The following is a 19,409-nucleotide window of genomic DNA, read 5'->3' as shown; positions in this document are numbered from 1 at the left end:
ATGAATAGAATGAAATTAACAAAATATTCGAAAACCCAACAAGGCCAGGCCTTCTTGGGTTTGATCTTCGCTTTTTCAATGTTGATCAACGCATGCAAACGGGATGATTTAACTGTAATAAAACCGAACGAAAATATACGCCCGGCTGCAGATTTTATTAAAAATAATTATGAAATGACGCTGTTTAGCCAGGCATTAACCAAAGCGGGCTTAACAACACAACTTAACGGTGCTGGTCCTTTTACGGTACTAGTGCCTACCGATGCAGCTTTTAACGAACTGGGCATTTACAAAGCATCAGATTTGGATAAAATAAATGCAGACAGTCTAAAAAAGTTGATTTCCTACCATATTTTACCCAGAAGATTAACCACAAGGGAAATTCCAACAAACGGTGTGGATGTTCGGTATGCAACCTTGGAAGGCAGCGAACTATACACTTCATATGGTGCTTTAAATCCTAATGGAGGTTCCGCTGAGGAACTATATTTTAGCGGAGCAAAAGTTACAAGGAATGACGTTGTGATGGCTAACGGAGTACTACATGTGGTAAACAAATTGATGAAACCTCAGTTTAAGAACAATATACAGCAATGGTTATTGGCCCGAAAAGAATATAGTGTTTTTGTAGAAGGATTGAAGAAATTTGATTTATGGGCTCAGCTGGCACAAAATGGTCCATACACCATTTTTGCGCCTACCAACGATGCACTGGCAAAATCAGACCTCACCTCTGCTTCTTTAGCCTCTTTAGAGAAATCAAAATATGATGGGGATTTATTGTTTGGTTCTTATATCATTTACGGCAGGCACTTTTTCATATCTGATGGTCAAGTATTCAGCATTATCAACTCCAATGGAACCTACAGTTATAAGTTGAAGAACAATATCCAACTGATGGAATTTAGTTCGGGCGAAAGCTATCCCAGTTATATTTTAGGTTATAGCCTATTAATAAGAAGCGGCAGCGGTATTTTCGATCCAATAGTTAACTCGGTGCGCTATGAAATCCCTTCTAAAGTTGATTACCTGTGTAGTAACGGCTTATTACATAATCTGGAAGACGGTTTAGTTACGCCTTCACAAGCTTTAAAACCTTAACAATCATGAAACAAATCACATATAAATCCTTGGCATTAGCCTTCTCATGCGCTATATTTTTGCTCAGTTTTATGTCTTGTAAAAAAACAGAGTTTTTACCAGAACCAGAGGGCACGAAAGTGCCTTATAAAGATGATGCAACACAAACTGTAGAACAACTTTTGGCTGCATCGCCGGCAAAATTATTTTTTACAGCGTGGCAAAAAAGTAACCTGCCAGCACAGTTGAAGGAAAATGGCAAAAATACACAATTCACCCTCTTAGTTCCCAGCGATGCAGCTTTGAATGCCGCCGGAATAAGCGCAACGGTGATCAGTCAGATGCCAGTTAAAGAATTAGATAGTTTGGTCATGTTTTATACCAGTATTGGTAAGGTAAACAAAGAATCACTGAACAGCACCAGTTTAATGGTAAAAACCTTGCTGGAGCATAAGGGACTACGTGTTAAATATTTTGACAGCAAATTAGACAACCAGCAGCAATATGACCCCTATTTCTACAAACAATACTTGGCCATTAAGGGCGACGAATTGTTGGCGAATGGTAAATCGATGGGTAAACTCAATTACCTTCCTGCGACTAATGGTGCTGTTTATCTATTGGAAAAAGTAATACAACGCCCTGATAAAACCCTCGCTGAGGTACTGAAGGCCGATGGGAGGTTCAACACTTACCTCGAACTTTTGCGTCAAACCGATGAGCAGTATTTAGAGATCATGATTACGCAATTGGAGCCATTATTCGGCTACAGAATGAGCGTTGAAGAATATAAAGACAATTTTAGTGGCAGACGTATGTTTTTTGGTGATGAATGGGGTGGCATCAACAGACCACCATACGCTAGCTATAATGGACCGAATATCACTGTATCTACCTATTTCGCGCCCACCGACGATGCCTTTAAGAAAGCTGGCTTTCAATCTATAACAGCCATCATGAAGTTTAATGAGCGAAATAATGTTCGTTTTGATGATAATACTTTCGAACCTTCAGGCTCATTTGCAACCGACAGCATTTTAACTTACCACCAAGATTGGGGAAGAATGTTTGCAACAAAAGATCCCTCTTATGGCATAAACGCGCCGAATAATACGGTCTTTTTTAGCAACGATTTAGTGCCAGCACTGAACGATTATTATGTAAATACCGGCGGTACAGCCAATGCTATCTACAGTTATAAAAACCCCATCCGGTTCACTACAGGAGCAAATGGCGTCGAGCTTCAGGTAAAAGAAAGCAGCTTCGAGCCTGCTCACGTCGTAGAAACAGACCTTAATTCGCTTAACGGACCCATCCACGTGGTCGAACACTTACTTATTCCTAAGGGATTTAAACTAAACTAACACATGGTACAAATTCTCCGTTTTTCAAAAACTAAAAAACTATATGCAATCTGTGCACTGGGCATTTTATTCGCTTCTTGCAGTAAAGATGAAAGTGTACACAGTTTTGACAACAATAAAATTAACCTGGTAATTGCGGATAACTTTAATCTTTCTGCTTTCAGCGCTTCGCTTCGCAGAGCAAGTTTAGATCAGGAACTGCAAAATGGACAAGGCCCATACACTACCTTGGCTCCATCAGATGTTGCATTTGCCAACGCCGGTTATTCAGGTGCGGTTTCTGTATTATCCGCTGATGCTGGTGTGATATCTCGCATTGCTAGGTACCATACTTTAGACGGTAAATATGAGCTGAATAAACTGCCATTTCTGTTCAATCAGGAATTGCGTTCGCGTGGGGGCAGAATGTACGCCACGCATTGGATTAAAGGTACCGATACCGTACTTACCTTGAACGGCGCAAGGGTTTTGGCTAAAAATATTCCTGCCTCCAACGGCTTGATACAGGTGATTGACAAAGTACTTACACCATATCTGCATGATTTGATCACCGACGCGATTTCAGCTGATGCGAGCATTACTTTATTTGCTGAAGCTTTGAGAACTTCTGGCATAATGCAAACCCTAAGTGATAAAGGAACCTATACCATTTTTGCGCCAAATAATTCGGCCATGCAAGCCTTAGGCTATCACAGTGTAGAACAAATTAGCGCTACAAATCCAGCTGTTTTAAAAACATTGGTCAATTATCACATTGTAAACGATAGACGTTTTATTTACGATTACATTCTAAGTACGGGCGGTTCAAATACAACTCGTCAGGCTACTGCCGAAGGCAATTCCATTACCATTAAACTTACTTCAAATCCAAACGTCCCAGGTGGTTTTAGCGGCATCACGCTTCGTGGTATTGGTAATACGGCAGATGTTAATATAGTCAAACAAGATGCACTTGCTGGAAATGGGATATTACACATCATAGACAGTGGTTTGCGTATCACTCAGTAAATCACCGCTATTAAGAAAAGAAAAATGAACAAACATATCACTCAAAGTTCCATGCGAGGATTATTAAGTTGCGCAAAGCAATATTGTACTGCCCGCGTTGGCTTAATATTAATCTTACTACTGGCCACGGCCTTAAGTAGTTATGCACAAGAAACCAGCGGTGCTCTAACTGGGCAGGTTAAAGATGCACAAAAGTTGCCATTGCCCGGCACAACAATTACGGCTCTACACACCCCATCGGGCACCAAGTATGCTATTTCAGCTGATGCAAACGGACGCTATTTCTTGAATAACTTAAGAATCGGAGGGCCGTACAGTGTTACGGTTTCCCTGACCGGGATGAAAAACGAAGTCCTGAGTAATATCAACATCAGGTTAGGTGCTGCGCAGCAATTGGATTTTATTTTGCAGGAAAATGCCCAACAATTAGGTACGGTAACGATTGCAGGAAGAACCAAAACTCAGCGGGCGGATGGTTACGGAACGGGTAAAAACATTAGCGCAGATCAGGTAAAAGATATGCCGACACTGAATAGAAGCATTACTGATGTGACGCGTTTAACACCGCAGGCCAGTAAAGACAATAGTTTCGGTGGCGCGAACTTTCGCTACAACAACGTAACGATTGATGGTGCAATTAACAACGATGCCATAGGTTTTAGTCCGTCTGCAGGTGGTCAAACTGGCACTTCTGGTATGGCTGGTAGCAGTACCAGAACCAACCCATTATCTCTAGATGCTATTGAAGACATGCAGGTTTACCTTGCACCATTTGATGTGAAGATCGGGAATTTTACGGGGGGATCGGTTAACGCGGTTACGCGTAGCGGTACCAATACCGTAAGCGGGTCGGCTTATGGTTACGGCCGTAATGCTGCTGTTACTGGTAAAGACAAGGTTGGTAGCTTAGGCAAGATGAATAGCGATTTTTACGATTATCAAGCTGGTTTTCGTATCGGCTTTCCCATCATCAAAAACAAATTATTCTTCTTTAGTAATCAGGAAATTACCCGTCGAGAAGATCCAACGCAACTATTTGTTGGCACCCCAGAAACCAATCATATCTTAAGTGTTGCAGATGCAAATGCGATTTCTAACGCAACTATTTCTCGTTACGGAGGTATTTTCGATGCAGGTACTGCTGGTGTGTATACCAATTGGAGTAAATCTCAAAAGTTTTTCAACAGGTTAGATTGGAACATTGGCGATAAACATCAGCTCGCGGTACGTAATAACACCATTTTCAGTAAAGCTACACATATGGACCGTGACCAGCAGGACTTCCGTTTTAGCAGCATGGCCTTTGAGCAAAAGAACAACCAAAGCAGTACGGTTGCCGAACTAAAAAGCCGATTTAATAACGAGCTTTCGGGTAATGTGGTAATAGGTTACACTCAGGTGAACGACAGCCGTAATCCTTTGAGCGACCCAAGCTTACCACAAGTGCAAATTATGGGCCGTACACCGGGTACAACCATTTATCTAGGAACAGACAGGGAAGCCAGTATTTTTAATATGAAGCAAAAAACCCTCGAACTTACCGCCAACTTAAATTGGGTAAAAGGTAGGCACAAGTTTCTTTTTGGTACACACAACGAACTTTACAACATCGACTATGGTTTTGTAAATTCGTGGAATGGTCGTGTAAATTATTTAAGTATCGAAGACTTTATCGTCAACAATCCTTACCGTGTGAGCGGAAGTTATAACTATAACAATAATACCAGAGATCATCTGTTAAATAATCCAACGGCGGATTTCAGTGTAAATATGTACAGCATTTACCTACAGGATGAAATCCGCGTAAGCGATAGATTTAAGGTTACGCCAGGTTTAAGAGCCGATATGTCGCATTTGCCGCAAATGCCCAAATTAAGCGAAAAGTTAAGCACCATTAACGCCGATCCAAATTTTGGTTCGACCTTTACTTACACACCATTAAATCGCATCAAAAATGATTTTTTGAATAGGGTGCAACTCTCGCCACGTGTGGGTTTCAGGTACGATGCCCTGGGTAATCAGAAACTGGTTTTTAGAGGAGGTGTGGGTATATTCACAGGTCGTATACCATTTGCATGGTTGGCATATGCCTACTATAATACTGGCGACACTTTTGGCGCCATCGATCAACGAGCAGACCAGAAACCTTTTGTCCCGGGTAGCGATGCCATCAAACCTAACCCTAATGGTATTGGAAATTTTGTTGAGCAGAACGGTTCGGTAATCAATAATCCAAACAGCGGCCGTACGCAAATAGATTTGGTAGATAATGGCTTTGTAATGCCACAGGTACTGCGTGGTAGTTTGGGTATCGATTACGAGACTGAAACCAATTGGCGTTTTACATTAGAAGGAATGTACACCAAGAACATCAAAGACATACTTTTTCAGCAACTAAACACACAGGACAATCCATTGTATTATGGTTACGATAAAAATCTGGAGCAACCGGTTTACAGCGGTACGGTGGATAATCGTTTCTCGAACATCTATTTATTAAGCAACACCAACCAAGGTTACAGGTACAACATTACCGCAACAATTGCTAAAAATTTTTTTCAGAAATTGAATGTAAGTACTTCCTACACTTATGGTCAATCTAAAGATTTGAGCAATGGCGTACGTAACTCGATGGAAAGCAATTGGCAGTTAAACCAGGCGTTGGTACCTAATAATCCGGGTTTAGCCTATAGTAATTTCGATGTTAGGAATCGTATCATAGCAACCATTGGTTATCAGCAGAGCTGGAAAAAGGCTGGCAAAACAAATATCAACCTATTTTTCAGTGCACAATCCGGCAGTCCATTTACTTATGGCATCGTAAATAACAGTATCCAAGGTTTACCGCAACAAGTGTCTTTAGCGTATATTCCGCAGGCTAGCGAGGCTTCGCTTTACTTTAAAGACATTGCCGGAAAAACAGCCCTGCAACAAGCTAGTACATTTAATCAGTTTATCGATGGTAACGAATATTTAAGAAGCAGAAGAGGCCAGTTCACAGGGCGCAACGAAGGACGTACACCGTGGAATATCCAAGCCGATCTTCATATTGCACACGAGCTTTACGTGAACAGAAGCAAGAAACAGTCGGTAAGTATGACCATAGATATAACCAACCTGACCAATTTTGTAAACAAGGATTGGGGCATCCAGTATTTCTCGCCAAATACCTTCAATTCCACCAGTAGTGTGGGCTTAACACCTTCGCTTTTCCCACCACAACAAAACGCAGGTAACTATCCGGTATTTACTTTCAATAACCCTGGCATGCCTTACAGCATAGATTATTTCGCATCCAGAGCGCAAATGCAGTTTGGCTTAAGATATACATTTTAATTACATCATATAACAAATATGAAAACGAAAAAAAGTAAATGGAATTTGAGCATTGGCTTAATGCTGATTTTTACACTGTCAATTGGTGCTTGTAAAAAAGACAAGAACGAAATTCCCCCAGTGCCTTTCAAAATAATCAGTTTTTACCCAAATAGTGGTAAAGCAGGTACTTTGGTAACCATAGAGGGCGAAGGATTTGGTACTTCTGTGGGTGAATATAGTGCAAGTATAGCGGGCAAAAATGCCGAGATAATTAGCGCAACGGCGACCGTTATTGTATTGCGAATACCCGAGGGCGGAAGTACAGGGGGCCTTTCGCTGAAACATAATAGTGAGCTTTACGAGGTAGGCGCTTATACTTACCAGAGTTTAAGCATCGCTGATGTTTTCCCTGCAAATGGCCCGGCAGGTTCGCAGATAAAAATTACCGGAACTGGATTTGGAAGCATTAAAGGCCCGGCAACGGTATTAATTAACGGGAAACCTGCTCTGGTGGTGAGTGTTTCTGATACGATGATTGTGGCCGAAGTGCCTGACGATGCGGGTTTTGGTGCCATTACGGTAAAAGTTGATGGATTGGAATCAAGAGGGAAGAATTTTACCTATCAGGCGATAAGCAGCATTAAACCTTTAAGCGGTGGTAAGAATACCCGAGTTGTAATCAAAGGAGAGGGTTTTGAAACTTTGGTAACCGGTAACGTGGTTGATTTTAATGGTAAACAAGCGGTCGTGATCAGTTCAAGTGCGAGCGAATTGGTGGTAACTGCACCAGAAGGCGTAAGTACCGGGCCATTATCGGTAAGCATTAACGGGCAAAAAACAACTGGTCCGGCATTTACTGTCGTCGAGGCACCAAATATTAGTGCAGTTTCACCACTAAGTGGTCCTAAAGGTGCAGAAATGACAATTTCAGGGGCCATGTTTAGTCAGGTTTTAGATGAAAACAAAGTATTCATCAACAATGTTGAAATACCTATTACCTCAGTGAATGCCAGTCAAATTAAGTTAACCATTCCTGGTGGTACCGGCAGTGGTGTGGTTCGTGTAGTGGTCAACGATCAAGCAACTACAGGCCCGCAGTTCAAAGACCAAAATTTGGGTATCATATCACTTACCCCAGATAATGGATTAACCGGAACCACGGTAACCATTAAAGGTTCAGGTTTCAGTAGTACGCCTTCAGATAATAGAGTTTACTTCAATGGTATTTTGACGACTGTAAAGACAGCCACAGAAAATACTTTGGTGTTAGATGCGCCCACAAATTTAAGCACAGGAGATTTGAAGGTAGTAGTTGGCAGTCAGGAAGCCTTAGCACCACAACCATTTAGAAGAGCAGGAATAACGACTTTCGCAGGAGGCCCTAACAGTAATGTTTTTGGTAGTTTTATGACTGCAATGGCCATTGATCAAAATGATAATATTTACGTTGCAGATCCGGCAAATAAAGTAGTGAAGAAGATTACACCAGCTGGGGTGGTAAGTGTTTTGCAATCAAATGGGGTAAATATTACTTTCAATAATCCATCTGGAATTACCATTGACAAACAAAATAACATTTATGTTGGCGATCTGAGCACAAACAACATTAGAAAAATCACACCAGCTGGCCAAAGCACCATATTTGCCTCAGGTTTTGCGCCAAGTAAAATGACCGTTGATGATAGCGGAACATTATACGTAGGTGTATCAGCCTTTGGTGGTGGAATGAGGAAAGTTAACGCAACCGGAAGCGTGACCACCATCACAGGACCAAGTTGGGTAACAACAGTCCCCGCAGTAACGCCAAATGGTAATTTATACCATTCAGATCAGAACATCAACAGTAATAACGGGATATTGTTACTGGAAGCCGGTGGCAACCGATCTAATAACTATGCAGGTAACGCTGAGGCTGGGTATCAGGATGGAAGGGGATTTAACGTGATGTTTAACGGCATAACCGGCGGAGTGGTAATCGTTGGTAATAAGATGTATGTCGGTGATGGGAATAACTATGCCATTAGAGCGGTAGATATGACAACCGTTATGGTAACTACCGTTCTGAAAGGAAGTCGGGGGTATCAAGATGGTACATTGTCTGCCGCAAAAATAGGCGATCACATGGCGGATATTGTTGTCGATAAAGATGGAGCGTTTTACATCTTAGATGCCGCAAATAAAGCGGTCAGAAAAGTTTTTTTGAAATAACAGATATGATTGATCCTGAGGCTTATTTTTAGCATTGAGCCTCAGGATTTTTATAAACAACTTAATTTTGGCAATAGGGATTGATAGAAGTATGCATCGAAAACTTTTGGAAGGTTTGGGTCAACTCTCTGAAGAAAATGATGATTTAACCTGCCAATGGCAGGAAGTGTCGTTCGAATTACAAACTTCGTACAATGAGGCTTATGATCTTCTCCGAAAAGCAGAACAAGGTGCCAGGGCTTATAATCAGTTACAAGCGCTGATACGCACCAAAGTATCTATCGGCTTAAAAAATAAGAAAAAGCGAATTATTTAAAAGTAATGCCAGTGCATTCACTCTGAAATTAATAAATTACAACTTGCAATCAGGAGGTTTAAAAAACCTCAAAACTGAATCTGCAAACAATCCTTTTCGAAAACTATGCACACGAGTGACATTGCCATCATTATTTTATTTTTTTTAGATATGATCGTTTTAATCATCGGCTATAACGTTGATAAACAAGTGTTAAAGAACTTTACCAGCAACCCTAAAAAGCACACTAATTGGGCTAAAAAAGGGATTTACGCTAAATCTAAATGATGATGTGATGCTGAATAGCTTAGCTCAGCATTCATAATCGACTACTGTCTTTTTTAAGGTTTTTTCTTTACATCTTGAGCGATTAAAATGCGCGGGTGTAAAGATAAATAATGGACTTATATTTTTACCATCGAATGCTTTTAAACAGGTAACAGTGAAAAGCCTCTTTGCATATGAAATCCAAGATACCAAAAGTCCCAGTTGCAGGATTCAACATTTTTTCAAGCCCAAAACCCGGAACAAATGATTCGGAAAGAACGAGATCATTGATCTCCGAAGGATAACATGCGTAAGTCCATGCTACCGTGTTACCGATATCCATCCCAACCAAACTGATTGTCTCAATCTCAGCCTTTCAGCCCGATAAGTCCCTTAGCTACAAAGCGCTTAATTATTGGCAAAGCTACCCGAAAGAACTCAGCGGCAAACTTAAACACCAAACAGAAAGAGCACACTTTGGAGCTCCTACTCCGCTAATAAGTGACCGAAAACTGCATTTCGGGCGTGAAATGAGCAGACCCCTATAGCTATCATTGGTCATCATCATATTGACTCTCGGAATGGATGGCCACGCCAAATCAGCATTACGTTGAATCCAAGCTCTAGCATCAGTGATCCTTCAATTAAGTTAGTAGCATCAGTTCCTTAAACACTGTCCATATTAAGCCAACATTAACTTATGACTTTTAATTGCATGGGTCATGGTTCTGTGCTACCTTCACATCGGAGTAGATGATCTATTTCCAGGCAGCGCGCTAGTAACATGGGGCTTCAAAGGTTCGAATCCTTGCGTTGCAACTAATTGCATCAAGATGAAGATAGACTATTTTGTGGTGGCAGTGGTCGCGTTGGCTATCGCTGGATTAATGATCTGGTTGATCAAAAGAAACGTCCATGATGAGAAAAAGATAGAAGGGAAAGGTAATCCTACGAAAACAGATCCCGAAAAAACAATGGAAGAGCTTTGAGTTAGGGTGCTCAAAAAAGTTATGAGACAAAAGGCCTGATTTTATTATCCATATAAATAAAGCCTATATCAATAACAAGATTCTATGAGAAAGAAAATCCTGATCGTCGAGGACGAAATCTCCAACATGGAGGTCCTGAAAATTACGATGGAGATGGACGGTCATATCGTAATGGGACTGACTAAAGCGGAAAGTCTACTGACTCAAGCGAGAAACTGGAAACCTGATCTGCTGGTCCTGGACATACAACTGGGGGATTTCGATGGACGAGAACTATGCCATTACATCAAACAAGAAAGAAATTTAAAACACCTACCCGTCATCATCACCTCAGCTTCAAACGCTAAAAAGCTTAAATACTCGTTGGATTATGGAGCAGATGCGATCCTGTTTTGACCAGACCGTAAAGGAATCTTAGGGTAACAAAAAATGATTCAGAAATTATTCTAAGTCTGCTCGTGCGCAAAAACTTAGTCCACAAGTACCCCCTACTTGCTTAAAGCCGGGAAATGATTTATAACCTTGATTCTTCTCGCACTTATATTTTTAATCCTGACATAACCTTTGTCTTTCACCACAAAATACAAGGGATTCAATGAACTATAATTTAAACAAACTTATGATCTATCATGAAGTTCACCAAATGGAAAGAGCAGGTTTTTCCATCAGAAGATTGCCGAGCACCTGGTTATGGACTGGTGTATCGTTAAACGTCTATTGCTTTTGAGAGAGGAAGCTTATTTTCAACAGCTAGAAGCGCCACTGGGGAGAAAATGTTCCCTTGATGCCTATGAGGAGTTCGTTCGGGAAAAGCTTATCCTTTAGCCGTCTACTTCTGCAGCCCAGATGCACGACTGGTTGAAGGAGCACGATGGTAATTTCCCACCTTTTACCCAAAGGCCGCCTTCAATTTTGTGCGTTCTGTCAGAAACAAATACAATATCCCAAAGACTGAATCGCAAAGAGATTATTCCTCTGTTCCAGAGCTGGTCAACACCCTCTTTGTTTAGAAAGATTGCTTAGATAATTGAATGTAAAACGTGCAGGTTTGTGAAAGCGTTAAACTGAATTTTGGTTATTAAAGTCCAAATAAAGAGGGTGTTATTGGGATATCATAATAAAACACAAGATAATTCTCTTATGTGAGAATTATTTATTCATCCGTTCAACCTCTCTTCAATAAGTTGTCGACGGCAACCTTTGAAAAATTGGTTTAAGCTAACGAAATGTACGAATGCAGCCGTGTTTCCGTACATACAAGCACTACTTCATATCTGTATTTTCACTTAGCAGGATTGAAGAAAACCTAATCGGCCTTTTTTGAAAATTGATTTTTCTTTCCCTATAAAGATTCATGACTATCTAACTCTTTGTCCTGCTCAAATCCACAATTACGAAAAACAGCCATCACATAACTGTATCTAAAATTGTCCGTCGCAAAGAAAGCAGGTTTTATCAATGCCTTATTATATCCCCGAATTTTGGGTAACTTTAATATTGGCATTCGACACAATACTAGGTAATTCTACAAACTCATATTATAAATGAGCAAAAACAATACAATATAATTTATTCTGATCATAATCATTTTACTTTTCACCCTGTTTTCAATTTCCATCAGCTCGGCCGGTCTCAACATTACAAACAACAACAAATTAAATTATTTTGGCTTAACCCGTCCACACCACTTGTTTTGTTTTAAATCTGCATAGTGCAGATTTTTGTGCAATTGGTTTTAACGATAGTGGCAATAGTAAACCTTAATACATCGATACTGAATTCATATTCGCTATCCTTAACTCCTCTGGAAAATAACATTCAAACTAAAATAAAAATTCTAATCATCAAATATATATCACACTATTATGATATAAAATTATTATTACTTTTGCTCAAGAAAAATCCCTCGCATTGATAACCAGAATTATTTAAAATGAAGAAGTAAATACAGCACAGCTCTGAATAGCGATAAAACCGATCATGACCGAAAGCCATATGAAGGAGTTATATCCGATTTGTTTCTTGACAAAGCCTTTGAAGAGTTCGATAGCTGCCATCGTCAGCGATACTGCGAAGTATCACATTGATAATACCCAACCTCAAACCAACTCTATGAAAATTAAGTTTCTTAACCCTATTGTTCTGATGCTAACATTTACATGCCAGTATATTAAAGCCCAGGAAAGCTTGCCAATACTCAAAAGCAATATATCCACCTTAAGCATCAAAGAAGGGAATGCCGAGTATAAAGAAGTATGGTCATTTTCGCCAGAAGTAAAACCGGACATTTTCATCACAAATCCATTTACCGGTAAAAAGAGAATTACGTTTTACTCAGATATTGACAGTATTTCATTTCTCGTGAAGCCAAACAGGAAATACGACTTTATTATCTTACTAAAAGGAATTGAAAAAGCCTATACCCAAATAAATACAGATCAGAAAGCAATACCATCTTTGGATCCTAAAATGACTTTTTCAAGGATAAAAAAAATACTTCAAACAACAGACACCATTCCATTCACGCTTGCAAAAGATAACCGCATTCATTTAAAAGGCAAAATCAATAATTCAGATCCGCTGGATTTCTTATTCGATACTGGAGCTGGTTCCTGTGTTATTACCTCATCACTGGTGAATAAAAAAGTGACCGTTGCAATAGACGGAAGTCAGGAAAACGGAGGCGCAGATGGCATAGCGAGAGTAGAAAAAAGTTCAAGAAACACCATTGAAATCAATAATCTTAAATGGGAAGCTGTCCCGTTGCTATCCATTGATTACCAACAACCTTCATTTGATGCGGTACTGGGATGGATTGCATTCGAAAACAATATCATTGAAATCGATTATGAAAAAAAGATTCTTGTGGTTCACCAATCCTTGCCAATAATATCTGCCCAATATTCCAGACTCCAGTTCAAATTAATAGAAGGGATACCTTACGTGAAATTGAAGTTGGTCGTAAATGGAAACGAAAGCGAAGATTGGTTTGATTTTGATACGGGTTCGGACGGTTTATTGGTGATCGGGCAAAAATTTGCCAGGGAGCACGGGCTCAACGATGCCATGAAAAAAATAGGGAAAGTTACATCGGTAGGCTCCACCGGAAAAGAGATCATCAGTACATTGGTCATGTTACCTAAGATGAAATTAGGAGATTTTGAAATGTATCAGATTCCCCTTTCGATTCAAGCCCAGGAGATAGAAAATGTCGAGCATAGTGAAAACATCGGTAATAAAATCTTAAAAAGGTTCAACACCATCATAGATTTCAGGAATAATAATGTGTACCTAAAACCCAATAATTTATTCTACACCCCTATTCTTAAGGATTAATATCTACATCACAGTGAAAACATAGTTTAATAAAATCAAGGCCCACGTTAAGATATGTTCTAGGATTTCCAGCATTGACAATTGTTATTCATTGTACCGGCGCTGTATTCATTGGGGAGGAAACCGGCGGGGGCTATTATGGGAATACCAGTGGCAGATTCCTGAATTTTACCCTTCCCGAAACATGGACCACAGGGTGCATACCTCTGATTAAATATTCGCTGGTAACCAGCATCAACACTATTCCATTCGGAAGGGGGCTAATTCCCGATCACATTATCCATCCGGATATCGCAGATTATTTGAACCATAGAGACCCGGAACTTGAATACGTAAAGAGCCTTATTCTTGTCCAGCCAAAACAAGCCAAGAACTTTGCACTCATTAAAAAAAATTACAGTAATACATAAGCGCTGAACGATAAAAACCAAGATTCCCATCGAATCATTTCTCTGAGAATTACCAACATCAGCCGTTGCCTTTTTATATTGAATAAAGCGACTTAATCTTACTCATCTGCCTTCTCGAAACCGGCACTTCTTCCCCTGTAGAGAGCCTCAAAATCAGCTTTCCATCTGGATTTTTGAAAATTTCAGCAATAAATTCTGTATTGACAAGCTGTCTACGGTTGGCCCTTAAAAATAGTCCGTCTTTGAGGCAATCAGAAATCTGTTGCAGGCTTCGTTGGAACAAAGGACGATAACCATTGAAGTAAACCTGTGTATAATTACCATGAGACTCCCACATTCGAATCTCCTTAATCTCAACCAGCCAGCTTAAGTTCCTGTCTTTGATAAATATTTTATCGCTCAGGCCAAGCCTCCTTTCCGCTACCAAGGCCTTATCTTTTTTCATGAAGGTTTCCGACTTTTGGATTGCCCTTTTCAGTTTATCCGGTACAATGGGCTTGAGCAAATAATCTATTGTGTTGTATTCAAAAGATTCAAGCGCATATGCATCAAATGCGGTCGTGAAGATTACCATTGGTACAGCTTCAATATTTGATAAAACATCAAACCCGCTTCCCCCAGGCATGTGAATATCCAGGAAAATCAAGTCAGGAGAAAGGGTATTGATCAGTTCAATGGCAGTTTTAACCGAATCGGCTTCTCCCATGACATCCAGATCCGGAAATTCGGCCAAAAGCGCTTTGAGTTCTAACCGGGCCAATCTCGAGTCTTCAATAATCACTACCTTGATCATCTATCAATGCTTATCGTAACCACTACAAATGAAGACTCTTCCGCCATATCCAGTTTGGCATGGTTGCCGTAAGTAAGCAAAAGCCTTTCTTTTATATTTTGGAGCCCAATGCCGAGGCTTCCCTCCAGGTTGGTGCCTGAAGACAACTTTCCGGTATTTTTGACCTGAAGTATCAAAGTAGTTTGTTGTTTGTAAATATCTATAAAAATTTCCCCGCCATCCACACTCATACCAATTCCATGTTTAATAGAATTTTCAACCAGCAGCTGAAGAACCATGGGGGGTATCATTTGGTTTTGCAAATGCTCCTGCAGATTAATGCTATATTTAAGCCGTTCCTCGAAATGCAGTTTATGAATCTCCAAATAATGGGTCAATACGTGCAACTCTTCTCCTATAGTAATCAACTGCTCACTGGAATATTGGAGCGCATGCCTGAATATTTCTGCGAACTTGGTTAACATATCCCTGGCCAGAACCGGATTCTCCAAAATCAATGCACGGATATTGTTAATGGCATTGAACATAAAGTGAGGATTGACCTGCGATTTTAGCGCCCCTAATTGTGCTTTCTGGAACTCAGACTCCAGTTTCCATCTTTCAACCTCATTGCTGTGGTGGGTGAGAATAAGGTGATATCCCAGATAAACCAGGTTCCATGCAAAAATGATCACGTAAATCGGAACCAGATTCAGTAATACCCTGAAGAAATCGATGCTGTAGGTTTTTGCAAAGGGCCAGCTGAGCAACAGCATGATCAACATCCAGAGCAATGACTGGAATAATGATGAGGCCAGAACGTGAAAGATCATCCCCTTCCATCTTATTTTAAGTTTAGCACCACGGAAATAAGTTCGGTAAAGTGTACTGGAAATCAACCCACCAATAGACAGGCCTGTAAAATTCAGCACAGCAAGCGTCAGATCCAACCCACCAAAAAAATACTGTGCACAGAAATTGACCCCTCCAATTAGAAACCAAAAAAGCAATTGGAGGGGCCAAAACCAGCTCCTTATTTTCATCATATTTTTTCTATCCAGAAGCTTACTTTTTCCAGGGCCTGCGGGTTTACAGTTTCTTCAATCTGGGCATATTCTGTAACTGAACCGGTTTGAGACAACTGTAGTAAATGATTCAGGTTTTTGATCGGGAATATCTCGAATTTTTTATTTCCCGCCTTTAAAAGACTTTCACGAATGCCGCCAAGATTACTATCGCTGGATACTTGCATATCCAGTGTTCCGTTGATTGCCAAAACCGGGCATCTCAATTTCTGCAGATAGGTCTGTGGGTTAAAAGCTATAAAATATCGGAACCAGGGGTCAGTTAATTGCTTTGAAGTGCTTTTCACCCGTTCTGCAACGACAGTCTCACTGACCGTCGCCCCTGCGTTTTCGCGAAATACCTGCGCCAAAGCCGAATCCAGTTTTTCTTTGAAATCATTATTGTTCAGCTTTTGATGCTGAACCGCTGCAGCATATATTTTACGGTTTATCGCAGAATTGGCAACTATTGCGGAATCACTCAGACCAGACATCATCATCTGGTCTCTGCCCTGCTGAACCATCAGTTCGGAAATCGGTATACCTGGCCCCGCCAACAGGACAATGAATTTGACAGAAGGGTCCTTGGTGGCGACTATAGGAGCTATCATCCCACCTTCGCTGTGACCGACCAACCCAAGTTTAAGTGATCTTAAATCCTGGCGTGACTTTATATACTGAATCGCTGCCTGAACATCCTCCGCAAAATCAGCCGAGGTTGCACCGGAGAATTTTCCTGTTGATTTTCCAACGCCCCTGTCGTCATACCTCAGTACCGCGATCCCTTTTTTGGTCAGGTGGTCACTCCATACCAAAAAAGGTTTATGCTTAAATTGTCCAGCTTCCTCATTCCTGTCCTGCGGACCTGAGCCGGAGATCATAATTACGATCTTGGACATCCTGCCATCACTCGGCAATGTTAAAGTCCCGGAAAGTTCATTGCCGGATCTTATGTTTTTAAAGCTTACCTCCTCTTGTCGGTATGGAAAATTCACAGGTTCCTGGGGCCTTTTCACCATTACTTTTTCAGTGCTTTTTTTTGTTCTTGAAAGATTGAGCGGAATACTTCCGGGCCCCTGGGTGAAGGTTCCTTTGAGCTCATTGCTTTCTGGATCAAAGCTTCCCCTGTATGTGAGTCCAAGTTTGGAGGCTTCGATGCTGATTTCCTTTCCCTGAACAGTAGTTTTGTCTGTCGGAAGGCCGTTGGCTCCCTGATCCGGGCTATCCATGGTGGTGATAAAGCCTGTTCCAGCCTCCTTGACATGAAAGTTAATGCGTAATTTGGAACCGGGAACTTCAAGTATACCATACCAGCTTCCGGTAAAGCTTTGTGCATATAAAAAATTTGTGATCGCCATGGTGACCATCAGGCCAATTAATCTCTTCATTGTCTTATCAAATATGCTCAAATATAATTCATCTCAGACGAAGCATAGCGAAATTGTGTCGAACGGCCAGATAAAATGATAAACGGTTGCTGAGGACGGTTGTCCAAAAAAACATGAAATCAATTTTGAAAAAGGCATCAGCTTAACAGGTTTGATGATGTGCATAAAACACTAAAAAACGAAACTTTATTTTTTAAGATTACCGCAAATCGTGCTAATGATTACTTGAGTGATAACTGTGCTACCCACAGTGTAATTAGTTGATTCCAAAAAATCTCTATTAATCGACATCTAAATTATACCTATCTCTTACATCCCAAGAAGACTGAAATTAACGAATACAAATTCCAAAATCAACAATTGTTTGCCACACTTTCAGCATTCCTGCGACTACCATAAAAGACTTTATCATTATGTATCGTACACTTACCCTGATTACCTTCTTGCTTTTAAGCCTCAACACATTTTCTCAAGATGCGGCAAAACAAAAACTGGACAGTGTGTTCAGTATGATGCTTGCTCAAAATCAGTTCAATGGGACTGCGCTTGTAGCAGAAGGCGGAAAGATTATCCTTTCAAAAGGCTATGGTTACCAGGATACCCAGATGATGAAGAAAAACAGCAGCAAAACCCTCTATGACCTCGCCTCCTGTTCGAAGCAGTTTACTGCCGCCGCTGTTGTATTACTGTATAGAAAAGGGCGCCTTAGCTATGAAGACAGCCTTAGCAAATTTATTCCAGAACTTGCACATTGGGGCAGGGTAACCATTTATGATCTGCTGAGACATACCAGCGGCATACCTGAATACCTTATCGATATGTCAAAAGGATTGAACCATAGTAAGATCGCCACTAATGATGATTTAGTCAGTTTTTACGCTACAAGAAAGGATACACTGATGTTTGCACCCGGGAGCAGACATAGGTATTGTAATACCAATTATGCATTTTTAGCAACTATCGTATCGCGCGTCTCGGGAATGAGCTTAGCAGAGTTTTTGAAAAAAAATATTTTCTCACCCCTTAAAATGAATCATACGTTCATCTACAACAGTCGTCAACATCCACAGAACATTCGAAATCGTGCCACCGGATATGTTTGGAAGAAAAACTCATTTAACAGAATCACTTCCGAAAATCCGGATTATGGCGACAGCCTGGTTTACTATCTTGATGGTATCGTTGGGAACGCAAAGGTAAATTCCACAGTAACCGATATTTTTAAATGGTTTAATGTGCTTAAAAACAATTCCTTTTTTACCTCAGAAGAATTTAGCCTAATGACCCGCCAGGTTAAAACAAGTAATGGAAAGTCTGTTCCATATGGTTTTGGTCTTGATTTATCAAGCAGTGGTAACAATCTCTCGTTTGGTCACACAGGAAGCTGGGATGGATACTCCACATTCACTTATCACAACATGGGAAAAGACCGTACAATCATCACCTTGCAAAATTTCAAGATGGGTGCCTATCCATTCAATACAATTAACCAGATACTTGACAAAAAGCCAATTGATGTTGAATACGTTCAAAGGGTATTGTTGCCTTGGCCAGATGTTAGCAAGTTTGTCGGTATTTACATCGACAAGGATAATAATCACGAAAAGCAGGAAATTTCGTTCCTGGAAGGTTACCTGATCTATAATACCCAGACCGTCAAATGGGATATGAGATTCTTTCCAATCAATAACAATCGTTTCAAAGCCATACGTCAGGGCGGCTCAGACGGAGAACTCAGGTTTACAGAGATGACGAATGGAGAGATAAAACTCGAAATGTTACAATCTGGAAAAATAATCGGAACAAGTTTTAAAAAGACCGGTCATTGATTAAAAGCAATTCAGACCCAAGCACTCAGATTTCAATCTATCAAATTCAGAAGGCCAAGTATTATTGTAGGAAATCAGTGA

At 40.5% G+C, this 19,409-nt stretch carries 14 protein-coding genes; 11 read left to right on the top strand and 3 right to left on the bottom strand.

Features of this window, described 5'->3' with window-relative positions:
* The first annotated feature begins 9 nt into the window (after positions 1–9).
* The 10 genes from AC3ITD_RS05935 to AC3ITD_RS05890 all read left to right on the top strand — a co-directional run bounded on the left by AC3ITD_RS05935 (position 10) and on the right by AC3ITD_RS05890 (position 14,275).
* The gene (locus AC3ITD_RS05935; RefSeq protein WP_489364875.1) at positions 10–1,101 is read left to right on the top strand and encodes a fasciclin domain-containing protein; all 1,092 of its coding nucleotides are present in this window, start codon (positions 10–12) and stop codon (positions 1,099–1,101) included.
* Positions 1,102–1,106: 5 nt separating this feature from the next.
* Positions 1,107–2,444 (top strand): fasciclin domain-containing protein, encoded by a 1,338-nt coding sequence (locus AC3ITD_RS05930; RefSeq protein ID WP_489364873.1) that lies wholly within the window; start codon positions 1,107–1,109, stop codon positions 2,442–2,444.
* A 3-nt stretch (positions 2,445–2,447) separates the two neighbouring features.
* A complete protein-coding gene (locus AC3ITD_RS05925; RefSeq protein ID WP_489364871.1) occupies positions 2,448–3,452 on the top strand; it encodes a fasciclin domain-containing protein in 1,005 nt (334 codons plus the stop codon).
* 51 nt (positions 3,453–3,503) lie between these two features.
* On the top strand, positions 3,504–6,788 hold the full coding sequence (locus tag AC3ITD_RS05920) for a TonB-dependent receptor (protein ID WP_489366638.1): 3,285 nt from the start codon (positions 3,504–3,506) through the stop codon (positions 6,786–6,788).
* 18 nt (positions 6,789–6,806) lie between these two features.
* Positions 6,807–8,978: an IPT/TIG domain-containing protein gene (locus AC3ITD_RS05915; RefSeq protein ID WP_489364869.1), complete on the top strand. Its 2,172-nt coding sequence runs from the start codon at positions 6,807–6,809 to the stop codon at positions 8,976–8,978.
* A 67-nt stretch (positions 8,979–9,045) separates the two neighbouring features.
* Complete coding sequence (locus AC3ITD_RS05910) at positions 9,046–9,294, top strand: hypothetical protein (RefSeq protein WP_489364867.1); 249 nt, start codon at positions 9,046–9,048, stop codon at positions 9,292–9,294.
* Between the two features lie 1,079 nt (positions 9,295–10,373).
* Complete coding sequence (locus AC3ITD_RS05905) at positions 10,374–10,529, top strand: hypothetical protein (protein WP_489364865.1); 156 nt, start codon at positions 10,374–10,376, stop codon at positions 10,527–10,529.
* 84 nt (positions 10,530–10,613) lie between these two features.
* Complete coding sequence (locus AC3ITD_RS05900) at positions 10,614–10,925, top strand: response regulator (RefSeq protein ID WP_489364863.1); 312 nt, start codon at positions 10,614–10,616, stop codon at positions 10,923–10,925.
* A gap of 1,716 nt (positions 10,926–12,641) precedes the next feature.
* On the top strand, positions 12,642–13,865 hold the full coding sequence (locus AC3ITD_RS05895) for a retropepsin-like aspartic protease (RefSeq protein ID WP_489364861.1): 1,224 nt from the start codon (positions 12,642–12,644) through the stop codon (positions 13,863–13,865).
* A gap of 74 nt (positions 13,866–13,939) precedes the next feature.
* A complete protein-coding gene (locus tag AC3ITD_RS05890; protein ID WP_489364859.1) occupies positions 13,940–14,275 on the top strand; it encodes a hypothetical protein in 336 nt (111 codons plus the stop codon).
* Positions 14,276–14,348: 73 nt separating this feature from the next.
* Here the strand turns inward: AC3ITD_RS05890 and AC3ITD_RS05885 are convergent, their stop codons facing one another.
* The 3 genes from AC3ITD_RS05885 to AC3ITD_RS05875 are packed head-to-tail and all read right to left on the bottom strand — an operon-like array spanning position 14,349 to position 17,499.
* Complete coding sequence (locus AC3ITD_RS05885; protein ID WP_489364857.1) at positions 14,349–15,068, bottom strand: LytR/AlgR family response regulator transcription factor; 720 nt, start codon at positions 15,066–15,068, stop codon at positions 14,349–14,351.
* Complete coding sequence (locus tag AC3ITD_RS05880; protein ID WP_489364855.1) at positions 15,065–16,093, bottom strand: sensor histidine kinase; 1,029 nt, start codon at positions 16,091–16,093, stop codon at positions 15,065–15,067. The genes AC3ITD_RS05885 and AC3ITD_RS05880 overlap by 4 nt, the downstream gene beginning before the upstream one ends.
* On the bottom strand, positions 16,090–17,499 hold the full coding sequence (locus AC3ITD_RS05875; RefSeq protein WP_489364853.1) for an alpha/beta hydrolase family protein: 1,410 nt from the start codon (positions 17,497–17,499) through the stop codon (positions 16,090–16,092). Before AC3ITD_RS05875 ends, AC3ITD_RS05880 begins: the two co-directional genes overlap by 4 nt.
* A gap of 413 nt (positions 17,500–17,912) precedes the next feature.
* Between AC3ITD_RS05875 and AC3ITD_RS05870 the strand changes: the two genes are divergently transcribed.
* Positions 17,913–19,328: a serine hydrolase domain-containing protein gene (locus tag AC3ITD_RS05870; protein ID WP_489364851.1), complete on the top strand. Its 1,416-nt coding sequence runs from the start codon at positions 17,913–17,915 to the stop codon at positions 19,326–19,328.
* The last annotated feature ends 81 nt before the right edge of the window (positions 19,329–19,409 follow it).

Source organism: Pedobacter sp. KH_004, assembly GCF_057840755.1.
This window is presented reverse-complemented; position numbering and strand designations above follow the sequence as displayed.